This is a genomic window from Kangiella japonica, assembly GCF_039523535.1.
GTDB lineage: Bacteria > Pseudomonadota > Gammaproteobacteria > Enterobacterales > Kangiellaceae > Kangiella > Kangiella japonica.
Window position 1 is genome coordinate 56,382 of sequence record NZ_BAAAFM010000003.1, and the last position, 15,903, is coordinate 72,284.

14 protein-coding genes are annotated in these 15,903 nt (G+C 44.2%); 6 read left to right on the forward strand and 8 right to left on the reverse strand.

Annotated elements, in window-relative coordinates; all coding sequences use genetic code 11:
- Positions 1-9 precede the first annotated feature (9 nt).
- The gene (sodB, locus tag ABD128_RS03755) at positions 10-591 is read right to left on the reverse strand and encodes a superoxide dismutase [Fe] (RefSeq protein ID WP_343986745.1); all 582 of its coding nucleotides are present in this window, start codon (positions 589-591) and stop codon (positions 10-12) included.
- A gap of 238 nt (positions 592-829) precedes the next feature.
- Here sodB and ABD128_RS03760 point away from each other — a divergent pair, with 238 nt between their 5' ends.
- From ABD128_RS03760 to ABD128_RS03770, 3 genes are all read left to right on the forward strand, one after another.
- A complete protein-coding gene (locus ABD128_RS03760) occupies positions 830-1,402 on the forward strand; it encodes a fused MFS/spermidine synthase (RefSeq protein ID WP_343986748.1) in 573 nt (190 codons plus the stop codon).
- Entirely contained in the window at positions 1,395-2,315 is a 921-nt protein-coding gene (locus ABD128_RS03765) for a spermidine synthase (RefSeq protein WP_343986751.1), read from the forward strand. The genes ABD128_RS03760 and ABD128_RS03765 overlap by 8 nt, the downstream gene beginning before the upstream one ends.
- A 102-nt stretch (positions 2,316-2,417) precedes the next feature.
- Complete coding sequence (locus tag ABD128_RS03770) at positions 2,418-2,846, forward strand: helix-turn-helix domain-containing protein (RefSeq protein WP_343986754.1); 429 nt, start codon at positions 2,418-2,420, stop codon at positions 2,844-2,846.
- Between the two features lie 120 nt (positions 2,847-2,966).
- Here the strand turns inward: ABD128_RS03770 and ABD128_RS03775 are convergent, their stop codons facing one another.
- The 3 genes from ABD128_RS03775 to ABD128_RS03785 all read right to left on the reverse strand — a co-directional run bounded on the left by ABD128_RS03775 (position 2,967) and on the right by ABD128_RS03785 (position 5,570).
- The gene (locus tag ABD128_RS03775) at positions 2,967-4,142 is read right to left on the reverse strand and encodes a trans-sulfuration enzyme family protein (protein WP_343986757.1); all 1,176 of its coding nucleotides are present in this window, start codon (positions 4,140-4,142) and stop codon (positions 2,967-2,969) included.
- A gap of 169 nt (positions 4,143-4,311) precedes the next feature.
- Positions 4,312-4,605 carry a hypothetical protein gene (locus tag ABD128_RS03780; protein WP_343986760.1) on the reverse strand — a complete coding sequence of 98 codons (294 nt, stop codon included), beginning with the start codon at positions 4,603-4,605 and terminating at the stop codon, positions 4,312-4,314.
- A complete protein-coding gene (locus ABD128_RS03785) occupies positions 4,602-5,570 on the reverse strand; it encodes a PLP-dependent cysteine synthase family protein (RefSeq protein WP_343986763.1) in 969 nt (322 codons plus the stop codon). The genes ABD128_RS03780 and ABD128_RS03785 overlap by 4 nt, the downstream gene beginning before the upstream one ends.
- Positions 5,571-5,759: 189 nt before the next feature.
- Here ABD128_RS03785 and ABD128_RS03790 point away from each other — a divergent pair, with 189 nt between their 5' ends.
- Positions 5,760-7,976: a thiamine pyrophosphate-dependent enzyme gene (locus tag ABD128_RS03790; protein WP_343986766.1), complete on the forward strand. Its 2,217-nt coding sequence runs from the start codon at positions 5,760-5,762 to the stop codon at positions 7,974-7,976.
- A 95-nt stretch (positions 7,977-8,071) separates the two neighbouring features.
- Here the strand turns inward: ABD128_RS03790 and ABD128_RS03795 are convergent, their stop codons facing one another.
- Positions 8,072-9,610 carry an AbgT family transporter gene (locus tag ABD128_RS03795; protein WP_343986769.1) on the reverse strand — a complete coding sequence of 513 codons (1,539 nt, stop codon included), beginning with the start codon at positions 9,608-9,610 and terminating at the stop codon, positions 8,072-8,074.
- Positions 9,611-9,788: 178 nt separating this feature from the next.
- On the opposite strand from ABD128_RS03795, the gene ABD128_RS03800 reads away from it, so the two are divergent.
- Positions 9,789-10,610 carry a M90 family metallopeptidase gene (locus ABD128_RS03800; RefSeq protein WP_343986772.1) on the forward strand — a complete coding sequence of 274 codons (822 nt, stop codon included), beginning with the start codon at positions 9,789-9,791 and terminating at the stop codon, positions 10,608-10,610.
- 14 nt (positions 10,611-10,624) lie between these two features.
- On the opposite strand, the gene ABD128_RS03805 is transcribed toward ABD128_RS03800, so the two are convergent.
- On the reverse strand, positions 10,625-11,812 hold the full coding sequence (locus tag ABD128_RS03805; protein WP_343986775.1) for a BaiN/RdsA family NAD(P)/FAD-dependent oxidoreductase: 1,188 nt from the start codon (positions 11,810-11,812) through the stop codon (positions 10,625-10,627).
- A gap of 81 nt (positions 11,813-11,893) precedes the next feature.
- Between ABD128_RS03805 and ABD128_RS03810 the strand changes: the two genes are divergently transcribed.
- Positions 11,894-12,796: a DMT family transporter gene (locus ABD128_RS03810; RefSeq protein ID WP_343986778.1), complete on the forward strand. Its 903-nt coding sequence runs from the start codon at positions 11,894-11,896 to the stop codon at positions 12,794-12,796.
- A gap of 68 nt (positions 12,797-12,864) precedes the next feature.
- Here ABD128_RS03810 and ABD128_RS03815 read toward each other — a convergent pair whose 3' ends face one another.
- On the reverse strand, positions 12,865-14,772 hold the full coding sequence (locus ABD128_RS03815; RefSeq protein ID WP_343986782.1) for a M14 family metallopeptidase: 1,908 nt from the start codon (positions 14,770-14,772) through the stop codon (positions 12,865-12,867).
- Complete coding sequence (locus tag ABD128_RS03820; RefSeq protein WP_343986785.1) at positions 14,760-15,848, reverse strand: hypothetical protein; 1,089 nt, start codon at positions 15,846-15,848, stop codon at positions 14,760-14,762. Before ABD128_RS03820 ends, ABD128_RS03815 begins: the two co-directional genes overlap by 13 nt.
- Positions 15,849-15,903 lie beyond the last annotated feature (55 nt).

Sequence of the window (15,903 nt, forward strand, 5' to 3'; positions counted from 1 at the left end):
ACGCTAGGATTATGCGAAGTTTTTCGCCGCAAAGTCCCAGTTCACAAGCTCCCAGAAGTTTTTCAAGTATTCTGGACGAGCGTTACGGTAATCTACGTAGTAAGCGTGCTCCCAAACATCAACAGTCATTAACGGTGTAATACCTGCGTCTGTGATTGGTGTATCAGCGTTGCTTGTGTTTACGATTTCTAATGAACCTGAAGCATTTTTAACTAACCAAGTCCAACCTGAACCAAAGTTACCCGCAGCGCTTGCTGTGAATTTTTCTTTAAAGTCTGCGAATGAACCGAAGGCCGCATTAATTGCGTCAGCTAGTGCGCCAGATGGCTCACCGCCACCGTTAGGGCTTAAGCTGTTCCAGTAGAAAGTGTGATTCCAAACTTGTGCTGCGTTGTTGAAAACGCCGCCTTCAGAAGAACGGATGATCTCTTCTAGCGATTTGTTCGCGAAGTCCGTACCTTCAATCATTTTGTTCAAGTTTGTAACGTAAGCATTGTGGTGCTTACCATAGTGATAGTTGATTGTTTCTTCAGAGATGTGTGGTGCTAGTGCATCACGTCCGTAAGGTAATTCTGGTAATTCAATTGCCATGATAATCTCCTGATTTATTCACGCTATAAATATAAAGTGTCTATTCTAACACGTTCAATATACCGACCCAATAGAATAAAATTAATAAGGTTATTAAGGATTTATAACTTCTTCACAAACCATCCAAGTTTTGACATTTGCCTTCATTCCCTTATTATCAAGTGAACCAATAAATCCAAAAAAACATTCTATGAATAGTCTTGTATTAATATGTGCCTTCATCATGGGTTTTTCAATCATGACGGTTGAACTTTTAGGTGGAAAAATCCTATCACCCTACTTTGGAGGCAGCGTCTACGTTTGGGGAAGCATCATCACTATTTTCATGCTTGCTTTGTCGATAGGTTATTTAGTAGGCGGTAAGTTGTCTCTAAAAGCACCCAATACCCGCAAATATGGCGTTATTTTTATCGTAGCCGCGATTACGACCTTACCACTGGTGATTTGGCACGCAGAGTTATCGGACTGGGTATTCATGCAAATAGAAGATCCGCGTTACGGTTCTCTAGTCACGTCGCTAATCCTCTTCCTCGTACCCACAACCATTATGGGCATGGTCGCGCCATATTCAGTCAGGTTACTAGTCGCAAACACTGAAAGCAGTGGCCAAACAGCGGGCTTTTTATATTTCGTATCGACCCTAGGCAGCGCACTCGGCACTATTATGACGTCATTCTACTTAGTGCTATGGTTTGAGTTGGATAATATTCTATACGGTGTGACTGTCGTCATGGCACTAGTTGGGGTTGTTGCGATACTTTTCCCTAAGCCACTTCCTAAAGCTGAAAAAGCGGAGCTTTCCCATGAATAAAAGCTTTTCATTGAATAATTATCTCACCCCCATTTTTTTTGCGGTTATTATGGGTTCAATCGTAAGCCCTGCTACAAGTGAGGCCAAGATTGTCGAAGAAAAGCGCTCTTTGTATCAAAACGTTTATATCATGAACGAAGTGGGCTTAACCTGTATGCGCTTTCGCAAGAAGAGCCACAACGATCTTAGCCAGTCTTGTATTTTCAACGATACACCAGAATACCTTGTATTTGACTATTACAAGCTCGCCATGGGCGCAACTTTCTTCTTAGAAGATCCAAAAGATATGCTGATTATAGGGCTTGGCGGCGGCGTATTAGTCAATCGCTACAAAGATGTGTATCCCAAAGCCAATATAACTTCGGTAGAAATTGATGACGTCGTGGCTGAGATGGCTCGTAAATACTTTAATTACACCGATGAAGGCGAGCAATACGAAACTCATATTCGTGATGGCCGTGTGTTTGTAAAGCGAGCCCTTCGCAAAGATAAACGCTACGATTTTATTCTGCTCGACGCCTTTAATAGTGACTATATCCCTGAGCACATGATGACCAAGGAGTATCTTGAGGAAGTTAAAGGTTTACTCAAACCTGGTGGTATTATTATGGCTAACACCTTCAGCTCAAGCGCTCTATTCCACCATGAATCCGAAACCTATCATCAAGTCTTTGGCGAGCTCTATCAGATCCACTTTGATGACGAGAAAACCAACCGCGTGATTGTGGTCAGCAACGAAAAGCTTCCCAGCAAAGAAAAGCTTCTAAAAAAAGCAAACGAGTACAAGCCATTGCTATCGCCATACGGCGTGGATACTCTAAAAGTGTTCGATGCCATCAGCGATGAAGTCAACTGGGACAGGGATGCAAAAGTATTAACCGATCAATACTCGCCTGCTAACCTATTGAAATAATTGCATTAAATTTACTGTCGCCCTACTGGCGGGCGCTTGTCGTCACCGTCAGAGGCTGGTTTATGGATAATTTCCTCCTGAAACAGCACTAAGGAGAAAACAATGATTGTTAAAAAACTGCGCGAAAAGAAACAATGGTCACAAGAGCAACTTTCAATACTCAGCGGTATTAGTGTTCGCACTATTCAACGCATAGAAAGTGGCAATCGCGCTAGTTTGGAATCACTCAAGTCTCTCGCTGCTGTTTTCGAAACTGATATCGAAACATTACAAAAGGAGATTATCGTGATAGACAAAAGTACAGAAGAGTGGAAAGCGAAACCGTTTTGGTTAAGACTCAACCTAGTAGGCATTAGAAAGCGTTCACACTTAATATTCTTGGAGTACGCTTTTGCCATTTTGGGTTTAGTTGCATGGCTTGGCGGTGTATTTTTCGAGTCGAGTTTACAGCCCTTTGCCCCCGCACTTTTCTTTAGTGCCTATATTACCGCTTGCACCATCCGCAAAGCTGATCTAGACAAGGTCTGGTAAGTCCACTAGGTAATACAAAAGGCGCTGAAACAGCGCCTTTTGTATTAATTCTAACCCGCCTAAAAATAAGGATTTTTATTCCTAGGCGAGGAGTAGCAATACATAGACTGCCACGGAGCACTATTTTTGAAGAGCTTGATCTAAGTCCTCAAGAATATCATCAATATCTTCAACACCCACCGACAAACGAACTAGGTTATCTAAAATACCAATTTCTTGACGAATTTCATGTGGTACTGAAGCGTGCGTCATTAATGCTGGGTGATTCGATAAACTTTCGATACCACCTAAGCTTTCTGCCAGCGTGAAGATTCTTAGCTTCTTCATAAATTCGTGTGAGTTTTTCGCCGCTTCTTCTTCGGTGTCGCCTTTAACCAGAACAGAAACCATACCACTAAAGCCTTTCATTTGGCTTTTCGCCAGTTCGTGCTGTGGGTGTGAATCCAAACCTGGGTAGTAAACTTTGTCGATCTGCGGGTGGTTACTTAAGAACTCAGCCACTTTCTGACCGTTTTCGTTATGCTGGCGCATACGAAGTGCTAGGGTTTTTAGGCCACGAAGTGCTAAATAGCTGTCGAATGGGCCTTGAATAGCGCCTGCTGAGTTGTGTAAGAACGCCATTTGCTCACGCAATTCATCGTTATCGCCAACGATAGCGATGCCACCGACCATGTCAGAGTGTCCGTTAAGGTACTTGGTCGCCGAGTGCATGACGATGTCGAAACCAAAGTCTAAAGGCGTCTGGTTAAATGGCGTGGCAAACGTATTATCTGCTACCGCGATTAAGTTATGTTTCTTAGCGAAGTCAGCAATCGCTTGCATATCAACCACTTTAAGCATTGGGTTAGTAGGACTTTCGACCCAGATCATTTTGGTGTTTGGCTTAAGCGCTTTTTCTAAATTACTTAAATCAGACAAGTTTTCGAAGCTGAATTCTAGGTTTGCCGTACGTTTACGAACTTTATCAAACAGACGGAAAGTACCACCGTATAAATCGTCCATCGCAATAACGTGTGAACCAGCGTCCAACAACTCAAGAATCGTGCTAGTAGCCGCCATACCCGATGCAAAGGCATAACCTTGCTTACCGTTTTCTAAATCAGCAACACAACGCTCATAGGCCATACGAGTTGGGTTCTGACTTCGCGAGTACTCATAACCTGTGTGCTCGCCTGGCGCAGGTTGCGCATAAGTCGAAGTCGTGAAGATTGGTGGCATCACCGCGCCTGTAATAGGCTCCGGCGTTTGGCCAGCGTGGATAGTACGGCTGGCGAACTTAAATTTCTTGTCTGACATATAATACCTATTGGTTATATCGTGTAGCTTGTGTTTGCTCGATAATGACTAGATTCTTATAACATCTAGTCATTAACGTTAATTTCAAGGGAAGCTCTATAAGTTATTCAGAGAGTTTTTGGGAATTGAACGCGAAAAACAGTAAAAGCACTCTGTTAAAAGCCCCCTATTAAAAGTCCGGACGATTCTTTTCTGCGAGTTCTTTTTGATACTGTTTAACCTTTCTAAACAAGCTAAATATTTGTTTATGAAAAGGAATCATCAATACAACCCCAATCCCCATAATAATCCATGGGTAGTGTGGCCAGCTAATATATTCAGCCAGCACCCCTGAATTCTTTTCATTAATTAAGTAGATTTCATAACCCGCAAACACTACCAGCGCCATGCCGATAATGTCTAATACCAATAAGCCTAAGGAAATATTGGTGCTTGGCGGTGTTGGTTGCTGCTGTTGTGTCATGATAAAAAGCCCTGCTCTTTCATCCAGTCATCGTTGTACATTTTAGACAAATAACGATTACCAGTGTCACACACTAGCGTTACCACGTTTTTCGGCTCAGTCTGATCTTGGCAATATTTAAGCGCCGCCGCGACTAACGTACCGGTTGATGAACCGCCCATAACCGACTCTTTTAACATCAATTCACGAGCAGTATTCAAGGATTCTTTATCCGACACCGTGTAGGCTTTAGTGAACAAACTCATATCACAAATATCAGGAATGAAATCTTCACCAATACCCTCGATTACCCAGCTACCCGCTTCAGACATTTCACCGGTCTCATGGTAGTGCGTTAAAATCGAACCATCGGGATCGGCCAAGACAATATCAATATTAGGGTTCTGTTCTTTCAAGAAACGACCGATACCTGTAACGGTACCGCCAGAACCGACACCTAACACTACCGCATCAATCTTGCCGTCCAACTGCTCCCACATCTCTGGGCCTGTTGTCATGTAGTGCGCGGCTATGTTTGAAGGGTTTGAGAATTGATTGATGAAGTACCAACCGTTTTCTTCCGACAAGCGTTTAGCTACGTCTTGGTAATACTCAGGGTGGCCCTTACCGACGTCTGAGCGAGTGCGCATCACTTCGGCACCAAAAGCACGCAAGTTATACTCTTTCTCCATGCTCATCTTATCGGGCATGACGATTTTCAGTTTATAACCTTTTTGCGAGGCAACCATGGCTAAACCCAAGCCAGTATTACCCGCTGTTGCTTCGATTAAGGTATCGCCAGGTTTGATCCAACCTTCTTTCTCGGCCGTTTCGATCATGGTGATCGCAATACGATCTTTAATCGACGCGCCTGGGTTTTGCGATTCAAGCTTACCAAAAAGCTGACACTTGCCCGTGTTCATCTTTTGGAACTTAATCATTGGCGTATTGCCAACCATTTCAAGAATATTGTTATAAACTTTCATGCCGTTTCGATATAACCTTGCCTTATATTATGTTGGCGTTACTTTACCACATTCACGGTTTCAATGAACCTACCTCGATAGATCTTAATCCGCAGAGCTGATCTGATCCAACCAGTCGCCGTTGGAGTGACATCCCTAGTGCCATAAAGCATACTAATCCGCAACTTAGAACTACATAAAATTATTACAATGCTCGACCGTGCCAGTGTCATTGACCAAAACTTTTTAATCGCACTTAAAACTGCAAAATTTCCTAATAAACTCAGTAACATACCTGCCATCGCGACGCAGCTATCGCCACAGGAGTTTGTGCAATTATTTGAGTCACAGCTGATCAGTCGACACCTCGACTTACGCGCCCGTATTTTAAAGGATCAAGGTATTGGTTTTTACACCATCGGCAGCAGTGGCCACGAGGGTAATGCTACCCTTGGTAAAGCCTTTCGCTATAACGATATAGCTTTTTTGCATTACCGATCGGGGGCCTTGATGGCGGAGCGTTCGCGCCAAGTACCCAACATCGACCCGATTAAGGACCAAATCCTATCCTTAGTCGCAGCAAAAGATGATCCTATCTCGCAAGGTCGCCACAAAGTCTTCGGCTCAGCGAAGCTCTTTGTACCGCCACAAACCAGTACCATTGCCTCACATTTACCTAAAGCTATGGGCGCTGCCTGGTCGCTCGGGCGTGCACATCGCACCGGTTTTAATAGCACCATTCCGAACGATGGTGTGGTGTTGTGTAACTTTGGTGATGCCAGCTTTAACCACGCCACCGCTCAGTCCGCGTTTAACGCCGCTCAATACCTATCCTATAAAGGCGAGCCATTGCCATTGGTCTTTATTTGTGAGGATAACGGTATTGGTATTTCTGTCTCAACGCCTGATAACTGGGTCGAAAACAACGTCAAAAATCGTCATAGTATCGAATATATTCAATGCAACGGCTTACACCTGCCAGATGCTTATATGGCTGCTCAAGAAGCCGAGGAAATCGCTCGTTATGAACGTCGTCCTGTGTTTTTACACATGAAAACCGTTCGTCTGATGGGCCATGCGGGGAACGATACCGAAAGCATGTATCACACCATTGAGCATATCGAGGCAACAGAAGCGCAAGATCCTTTGTTGCACTCGGCTCGTTTGTGTATCGAAGCGGGCTATTTATCCACTGACGATATTTTAACAATGTATGAAGATACTCGTCAGAGAGTCGAGAAAACTGCCGAACAAGCGATTAAGCTTCCAAAACTTTCGAGCGCTGAAGAAGTATGCGCTTCGATTGCACCAGAACGACCGGCGCAAGAAAAGCCACCAGTTGCTACGTTAAGCAGACGCCATGAGCTTTTTGAGATTGGTCGTCAGTTTAAGTTTTTGGATAAGCCACGTAGTATGGCACAGCTAATTAACTATGCGCTGACCGATCTGATGGAGCAATATAAAAATATTATTATGTTCGGTGAAGATGTAGGCAAAAAAGGCGGTGTTTATAGCGTATCGACCAATTTACAGAAGCGTTTTAGCGACGAGCGTGTTTTCGACACCATGCTCGACGAAACTAGTATTTTAGGTAACGCCATCGGCGCGGCCCACCTTGGTTATTTGCCGATTCCAGAAATACAATTCCTAGCTTATACTCACAATGCGGTGGATCAGATCCGCGGTGAAGCCTCGACTTTGTCATTCTTCTCGAATAATCAGTTCACCAACCCAATGGTCATTCGAATCGCCGGCCTCGCTTACCAAAAAGGCTTTGGTGGACATTTCCATAACGACAACAGCATGGCTTTTCTACGTGAGATTCCAGGCGTTATTGTGGCCTGCCCTTCACACGGTCAAGATGCCGCCAAGATGTTGCGTGAAGCAGTGCGTTTGGCCGATGAACAAAAGCGCGTGGTCATATTCCTCGAGCCTATTGCTCTCTATCACGCTAAAGATTTGCACGAAACTGGTGATAACGGTTGGTTAGGCGTTTATCCAGAGCCGACAGAAGTCGTTAACTTTGGCGAGCCTGCGCTATACGCGAGCGACAGCAAGAAGCCAAGCAAGACCCTTATAATCAGTTATGGTAACGGCCACTATTTATCACAACAAGCACAGAAAATACTACAAGATAAATACAAAACGGCTGTAGATGTGATGGATATTCGCTGGCTAGCACCATTGAATCACCAAGCCATTGCCGATATCGCAAAGAATTATCAGAATGTTCTTGTAGTTGATGAATGCCGTAAAACGGGCTCGCTTAGCGAAGAGCTCATCACTGGCCTTGTCGAAAACCTAGACTCAGCGCCGAAAATCAAACGTATTACCGGTCATGATACTTTTATCCCTATCGGAAACTCTTGGCAGTTTGTTCTTCCAAGCAAAGAAGATATTGTTAAAGCGATTCGTGAAATGCTCTAACTAATCATTTTTTAAATGGTACTGTAAGGAATAGAATTCCTAGACAATAAAAAAGGAGCCTGCTGGCTCCTTTTTTTGTCGTTATGCTTTGCTCACTATCCAAAGGTGTAGCTTGATTGAATACCTAGAGGAATGCCTAAGCCCCAGTAAGCCAACAAGAACAAACTCCAACCGATTAGGAAGGCGATTGAGAACGGTAACATCATCGCAATTAGCGTACCGATCCCCGTATCTTTAACGTACTTCTGGCAATATACAACAACTAACGGGAAGTAAGGCATTAACGGCGTAATGATGTTTGAGCTTGAGTCACCCACACGATACGCAGCCTGCGTTAAGTCTGGAGAAATGCCCAACTGCATTAACATAGGTACGAAAATTGGAGCCAGTAGCGCCCACTTTGCCGACGAAGAACCCACAAATAGGTTTACGAAGGCGGTTAAGAAGATAATACCAATGACGGTAACACCGCTCGGTAATGATAAGGCTTTTAACACCTGTGCGCCTTCAATCGCTAAAAGTGCGCCTAAGTTTGATTGTGCGAATGCTGAAATGAAAAGCGCACAGAAAAACGCCATAACAACATAGTACGCCATGCCACCCATCGCTTTGGTCATAGCATCAATCATGTCTTTGGACTTTTTGAATGTGCCCGAAGCAAAACCATAAATCGCACCGGGAATCCAAAACAGTAAGAAGATGAGAGGAACAATAGACTGCATCAAAGGAGCAGAGAATTTTGTTAAAGAGCCGTCATCGCTTAATGGCGAGTCCTCAATCAAGGAAGCCCAAGCGAGTAGCCCTAAACCAGCAATCATTACAAACGTTGCTAGATAGAAAGAAAGCTTTTCTTTTTTTGTAACGGTTTCGAACTCTGGTAAATCATCAGTATCACCATCTACAGCTGTTTTTTGTAGGCGAGGCTCGATGATTTTGTCGGTTATATACCAACCGACTAGAATGATGAAGACACTTGAAGCAGAGGTAAAGATATAGTTATTTAGAGGGTTAACCTGCATTCCAGACTCGATAATCTGAGCCGAGCTCTGAGTGAAGCTTTGTAATAACGGGTCAATACCTGAAGGGATAAAGTTTGCACTAAAGCCACCACTAACGCCGGCAAAAGCAGCCGCGATGCCCGCTAGAGGGTGCCTACCCATAGCGTAGAAAATCACACCCGCCAAAGGGATCACAAGAACATAACCAGCGTCTGTCGCCGTATGGCTGACAATACCTACAAGGATAATCATTGGTGTCAGCAGTGCTTTAGGGGTTCTTTTCAGCATCAGCTTAATACCAGTATTGATATAGCCTGAGTGCTCTGCAACACCAACACCCAACATAGCCACTAAAACCACACCTAGAGGCGCGAAGCCGGTAAAGGTTTTGACCATGGATGACAAGAAATTCGCTATTGAGTCCCCTGTTAATAGATTTTTGATAGCAATCGGATCGCCGGTTCTTGGATCAATCGCTGAAAAATCAACGCCCGAAAATAACCAAGATAAAATCCAAATCGTTATCATAGCCACCAAAAATATAATGGCTGGATCAGGAAGTTTGTTTCCGACACGTTCAATTCCGTTTAAAAAACGTGCAATAACCCCTGTGGGCTGCGCCTGTTCGTTGTTCATTAATTATCCCCAAAATAAGTAAACCTGATTTATACCCTAATTGGCTTAACTTCTTCAAGCTTTTAGCTTCGATTAGCCTTTTAGGATTAAGAGTCTACCATACCAATATGGTAGGTTATCTTGAAATAATAGTTTTAAACCCAATACCTCTATTATCAAAATCAAAAGAGAACTGCTCATGGTCGCGTTTTATATTTTTCTATTGTTCTGTGCGGGTTTAATCGTATGGATAGCGACCTCAAGCTATCGAAGACGTCTAAAAAGAAAAGCGATTATTGAACAACCCTTCCCTAAAGAATGGCGACAAATTTTACGCAAGAATCTTAGCTTCTTTTATAAGATGCCTGCGGATCTGCAATTACAGCTCAAGGATAAGATGAAAGTCTTCTTGTCAGAGAAGCAGTTTGTTGGGCACCAAGATCAGCCAATAACCGATGAAGTTCGGGTAACCATCGCCGCTCAAGCGTGTTTGTTATTATTAAACCGCAATACCCAGTATTATCCGTTCCTGCAAACCATTGCCATTTACCCCGCTGCGTTTATCACCAACCGCGCCATTCAAGATGGTTCCGGTGTTAATCAGCGTGATTCGCGCGTTATTTTAGGCGAGTCTTGGAATCGTGGAAAAGTGATCTTATCGTGGCAGGATTCCGCCAGTGGCGGTGCTGATTTTGAGGATGGTCATAACTTAGTGATCCATGAGTTTGCCCATCAGCTTGATGGTGAGTCAGGCGCAACTAACGGTGCGCCACCACTCGGCAAAGGCCATAGCTATAAGAAGTGGTCAAAAGTCTTATCGTCAGAATTTGAGAAACTGCGTCGACAGACTCAGCGCGGCGAATCCACGCTTATTGATAAATACGGGGCAACAAACCCTGCCGAATTTTTCGCTGTCTCTAGCGAAGTCTTTTTTGAACGCCCCAAAGATTTACGCCTGAAGCACCGAGAACTCTATCAACAGTTACAACAGTTTTATAATGTTGATCCTGCCAGCTGGTAATTACTAAACTGCCTTTATAGCTCCTGCCCACATGCATGACCAGAGGCCCATGCCCATTGGAAATTGAAGCCGCCTAAATGACCAGTGACGTCTAATACTTCCCCGATAAAATGTAGCCCTGGTGCCTTCTTAGCTTCAAATGTTTTAGAAGAAACTTCATCGGTATCAACGCCGCCTAAAGTGACTTCTGCGGTGCGGTAACCTTCGGTTCCTGTGGGCTTGAGTTGCCATGCTTGGCACTGCGTCGCGATTGTTTGGAGCGCTTCGTTGGAGAGTTCCGCTAGCGGTTTTTCTTTGTAGCTACTGAACCAAAGCTCAGTCAGCCTATCCGCAAGCTTCTTGGTCAAAGTTTCTGCCAGCACCGTATTGATATGAGTCTTTGGGCGCTCTTGTTGCACTGACTTTAAAGTCTGATAGAGGTCGATATCAGGGAAAAGATTGATTTCAACGGCATCGCCAGGTTCCCAATAAGACGATATTTGCAGAATAGAAGGGCCACTTAATCCACGGTGGGTGAACAGTATATTTTCCCTAAAACTAACACCATTACAGCTAACAAGAGCATCAGCAGAGGTGCCGGATAGACCTTCAAAGTCTTCGAGTAACTTAGGCGTTAGGGTAAAGGGAACCAACCCCGCTCTAGTCGGTAATACTTTTAGTCCGAACTGGCGCGCAATATCATAACCAAAGCCGGTAGCGCCCATGGTTGGAATGGATAAAGCGCCTGTCGCTATAACTAAAGACTGGCACTGCCACTTGCCTTGGCTTGAGGTTAATAAGAAACCTTTGTCCGTTTTTTCAACTTTATCAATGCTACAGTGAGTCCTTACATCAGCACCCACGTCAGAGCATTCGTCCAATAGCATGTTTACGATATCTTTAGCTTTATTATCGCAGAATAACTGCCCAAGCTTTTTCTCATGGTAAGGAATTTCATGCTTTTCCACTAGGCTGATGAAGTCCCACTGGGTATAGCGGCTCAGGGCGGATTTACAGAAATGTTCGTTTTCTGATAAAAAGTTTGTAGGCTCGGTGTAGTAATTGGTGAAATTACAACGGCCGCCTCCTGACATAAGAATCTTTTTACCGACTTTATTGGCATGATCGAGCACCGTCACAGATTTGCCACGGCTACCTGCGCTGATAGCGCACATAAGCCCAGCTGCCCCAGCACCGATAATAATTACGTCTCGTTTTTGCATGCCAATCCAATCAGTAAAATGTTCGACAGAATTCTACCATCTATGGCATCATCTGCACATTAAAAGCCTTTGAGTCCGTTTATGAAGTTTCTGATGTCCACCAGTGTTCTCTATACGCTGTGCGTTTTAATTTGGGGGAGCACCTGGTTTGCTATTGAGTATCAACTGGAGGGCGTCGCTCACGAGTATTCGACTTTCTACCGTTTTGCTTTAGCTGCATTGCTATTATGGCTCTATTGCCTGGTCAAAAAGTTGCCGCTTAAGTTTAATCTCAAGAAGCACATATGGTTGGTTTTACTCGGCACCTGCATGTTCGGTTTAAATTATATGTTGCTCTATCATGCTCAGGTTTACCTCACCTCAGCCATGGCTTCGGTTATCTTCTCCTTCGTCTTAATCGTCAACATTATTAACTCAAGGATATTTTTCAAAACGCCTATCACTATGCGACTGAGCATCGGTTCGGCTTTAGGGTTAGTAGGAATGGTGCTAATTTTCTGGGATGAGCTAGTCAACTTTAGCTTCGAGAATGCAACCGCGCTCGGTTTAACGCTGGCGATTTTAGGCGTTCTGGCGGCATCGGTTGGAAATCTAGTGTCGGTACAAACACAGAAATATGATCTGCCTGTGATACAAATGAACACCTATGGTATGGCCTATGGTGCGCTGTTTAGTTTGTTAGTGGGGCTCGCTCAAGGAAAAGAGGTCACCTATAACCTATCTTGGTCATACACCGTTAGTTTGGTCTATTTATCACTCTTCGGCTCAGTCTTCGCTTTTGGTTGCTATTTAACCTTGCTTCGACGTATTGGGGTCCACAAAGCATCTTACGCCGTAGTCCTATTCCCTGCAGTAGCCCTCATCATCTCAACCCTATTTGAGGGCTTCCAGTGGACTTACAGCGTTGCATTTGGCATTGTTTTGATCGCCATCGGTAATACGTTTGTCATTAACCGCAAAGATCTTCAAAAAAAAAGCTCTTAATAAAAGAGCTTAGAAAAAGAACTCGAGAATAGTTCTAACATTAAAGCCGCAAGCGGAAGCTCTTAAAGCTAATTAATTCCTTTAAACTTCCGCTTATAACGTCCAACACTAAAGATTGCTAATAGACCTAATAGCAACCAGCTCATACTGCCGCCACCACCGCCACGAGATTCTGGTGCTGTTAGGGTTAAGTTTTGGTTGGAGACTTTTAACTGATAAGAAGCGTCGGCGCCACCTGTATCGCCAGCTTGGCCGTTTGAATTTTCATAATTGGTCCAGGCGCCTCCGCTCCAATCTACAGCAGTGGTAGGGTTAGCATCTAAAGACAGTCCAGCGAGATCTTGCACGCTGATATTAATTCGAATATCCGTGTTTCCGGTGTTGGCACTAACTGGAATATCTGTGGGTAAGGTGAAATCGACTTTGAAGGCATCGTCAAAATACGTATCAAAGCTGTAACCATCGACGTCTTGATTTAACCAATTATTATTAGCAACGCTGATGGTGCGCGTGAATTCACCACTGCCACCGTTACCAGTAATGGTCACCGAAGGCGATAGAGTAACTGACTGGCCTGAGTATTGAGTAATTGCGCCAGAAGAGTTACGAATGCGCATCGGTTTACTAAAGCTGACGTAGAGAGTATATGTTTCGCCCCCCTCAAGAGTGTTATTTGTCGCTACGTTAAGGCTTCTACTAGCGCCACCGCTCCATGTTGCCGCGTAGACGTCGTTACCACTGGCATCAACTAGTTGAACTTTGGTCACATGGGCTGGCCCCGCTTGATGATAAAACATTAAAAGCTGAGCAACGGCTAGCTGATCACGGGTTCGCGCGATCTCACTATCCGGCATAATAAAGCCTGAGTGACTAGCGCCAGTCCCGCCATAAAATGCTCCACCGCTCGGCTCATTGGCAAAGCCTTGAGGGGGTTCAATTTCCAAAGTCCAAGTAGGAATTAGGTCGGTATAGGCGAAATAATCCGCGGTGGTTGGGATACCACTACCTTGCTGGTTTATGACAGGGAAGTAGTTAGCGCCTTGTGCCTGAGTTGCGCTTTGAAACTTACCCGCTAAGGCGTTGGTAATGACATTACGGCGACTGTTATTCGGCTGTGGTACAAAAAGCACTCGTGAAAAGGAGTGAGTGTCTTGATAAAAACGCAGACGGTTTCTTGGTCCTAACGCAGCTGCCGATAATAGCGCCTGTGTTTCGGGCTCTGAAAGTGCCGATGGTCCGCCATATATCAAACTATTAGGAGAGCTATTGTCAGGTTGAACACCAAAGAAAGTCTCTCCGTTACGGTTCAAGTCAACACCACGCAAACGGTCTGTTTCGGTCGATAACACTTCATCCACATTCGGCATATTTTTTCGGCGCATACGCCCGTCGCGTGGCTCTGCAAATTTTTGCGATGGCGTCGAACTCGCGTTAGTGCCAGGAGACTGAGTGACTTGGGTAGGGAAACGTTGCGTCTGTAAAAAGCCGTCGATATTCATGACTGGCAAAATAACGATATTGGTATTATCCAGTAAGTACTGCACCATGCTCTGGTCGGCTTTTTTCTCGGCCAGCTGCTCCATAAGCTCAGTCACCACTTCAGGGCTTTGCCATTCGCGTGCATGAATCGTACCGTTGACTAAAAACGCTGGCTCAGTGAGGCCTGTATTGGTTAGGTTATCACTATCGCCAAAACGGTAAGCGTAGATATCGCGTCCGTTATGAGTTTGACCAACAACGCTACTGCGGATTTCAGCGTGAGTTACTGCTAACGATTGGTGTTGGCTATGCAAGCTGTCATAACTGCGGAAGCCATCTACAGCAGTTAGCGAATCTACGGGGACTGGAACCGGATAACCGATAGCAAGTTGATTACTGGAATTAGTATTTTCAGTATAGTTTAGGACTTCTGTTTGACCTGAACTAGGCGCCATTATTAAAGCGGAGCCCACTAAAGCTGCTATTACTTTAACCATGTCTTAACCTCCGCTTTCATATCATCAAACTGCACATAGTCCCGCTCTAACGCTTCTTGCAGTAGCTTCTTGGAAGCAGGAGTATCCGCAAACTTTAGTGCTAAGAGCGTATTAGCCGTATGGAGTCTAGATTTTTTCTTCTGCTGCAAATGACTTTTTAAGATCGAAACATCGGAAGATTTCTTCAATACATTCGCCAAGGCAAATGCGCTACTCGCGCCTAAAGTCGGATCTGACAATTGGTCATAAAGCAGTTCTGTTTTAATCACGCTTTGAGGTAACTTGCCGTACTCTGCTAAGGCTTGTGACGACAGTTTTGACTTTGCGCTAATGTGCTCACGAAGTAAGGTTTCACGCTGCTCCGCACTAAAATACTTATCTAGGTTACTCAGTAGTTGGTGCTTGAGTGGTGATTGAAAACTTGACTGAAGAACTGCTTTAGCTGCTTCTAAACTTTGCTTTTGCTCTACTAAAGTGAATAGCAAAGAAAGTGCGCCTTCATGATTAGCTGCCTTGTAGCTATTGATTAATAGTTCAATATCAAGCAAAGACAAATCATTCGACTCAACAAGCAGCGCCTTAGAAGCCCGAATAGTTGCTGGCGACTTTAAGCTCTTTTGCGCAAAAGTAGAAAGGCTTGAATTAAAGATGGGGTTAAGCTGTTCTTTTTCTAACTCTACTTGATGCAGGAATAATTTATACCTTGCTAAAGAAGCGATATCAAAGACAGGAACTGCGATGGGCCCCTCTGGATGACGCTTAAATGCTTCAGTTTGGTGCTTAGAGTTATTTTTTAAAAAGCTTAATTGCTCTGTTGTAAGGCTTTTGGGATCAAGCGAGTTAATTTCTTGATACAGCACATACTCTTTTGTAAGGCTATTTTGGCCACCACTTTTAAACTCTTTTACTACGCTGTCTTTAATAGCCAGTATCTCGACTTCACTATAGACTTGATCCGGCGGAACCTCAGAGATTAATTTAGGGCCAATTTCCACAGCGCTGGTTTCTGCGGAAATGACTAAACCAATTATGAGAGAGCCCAAAGTGGCTCTAAAGAACACAAACTTTTTTAGCATACCAACACCTCTTCTTTAGCCTCTATTGCGAGGCTGTGTTGCAAGAATGTGGTAC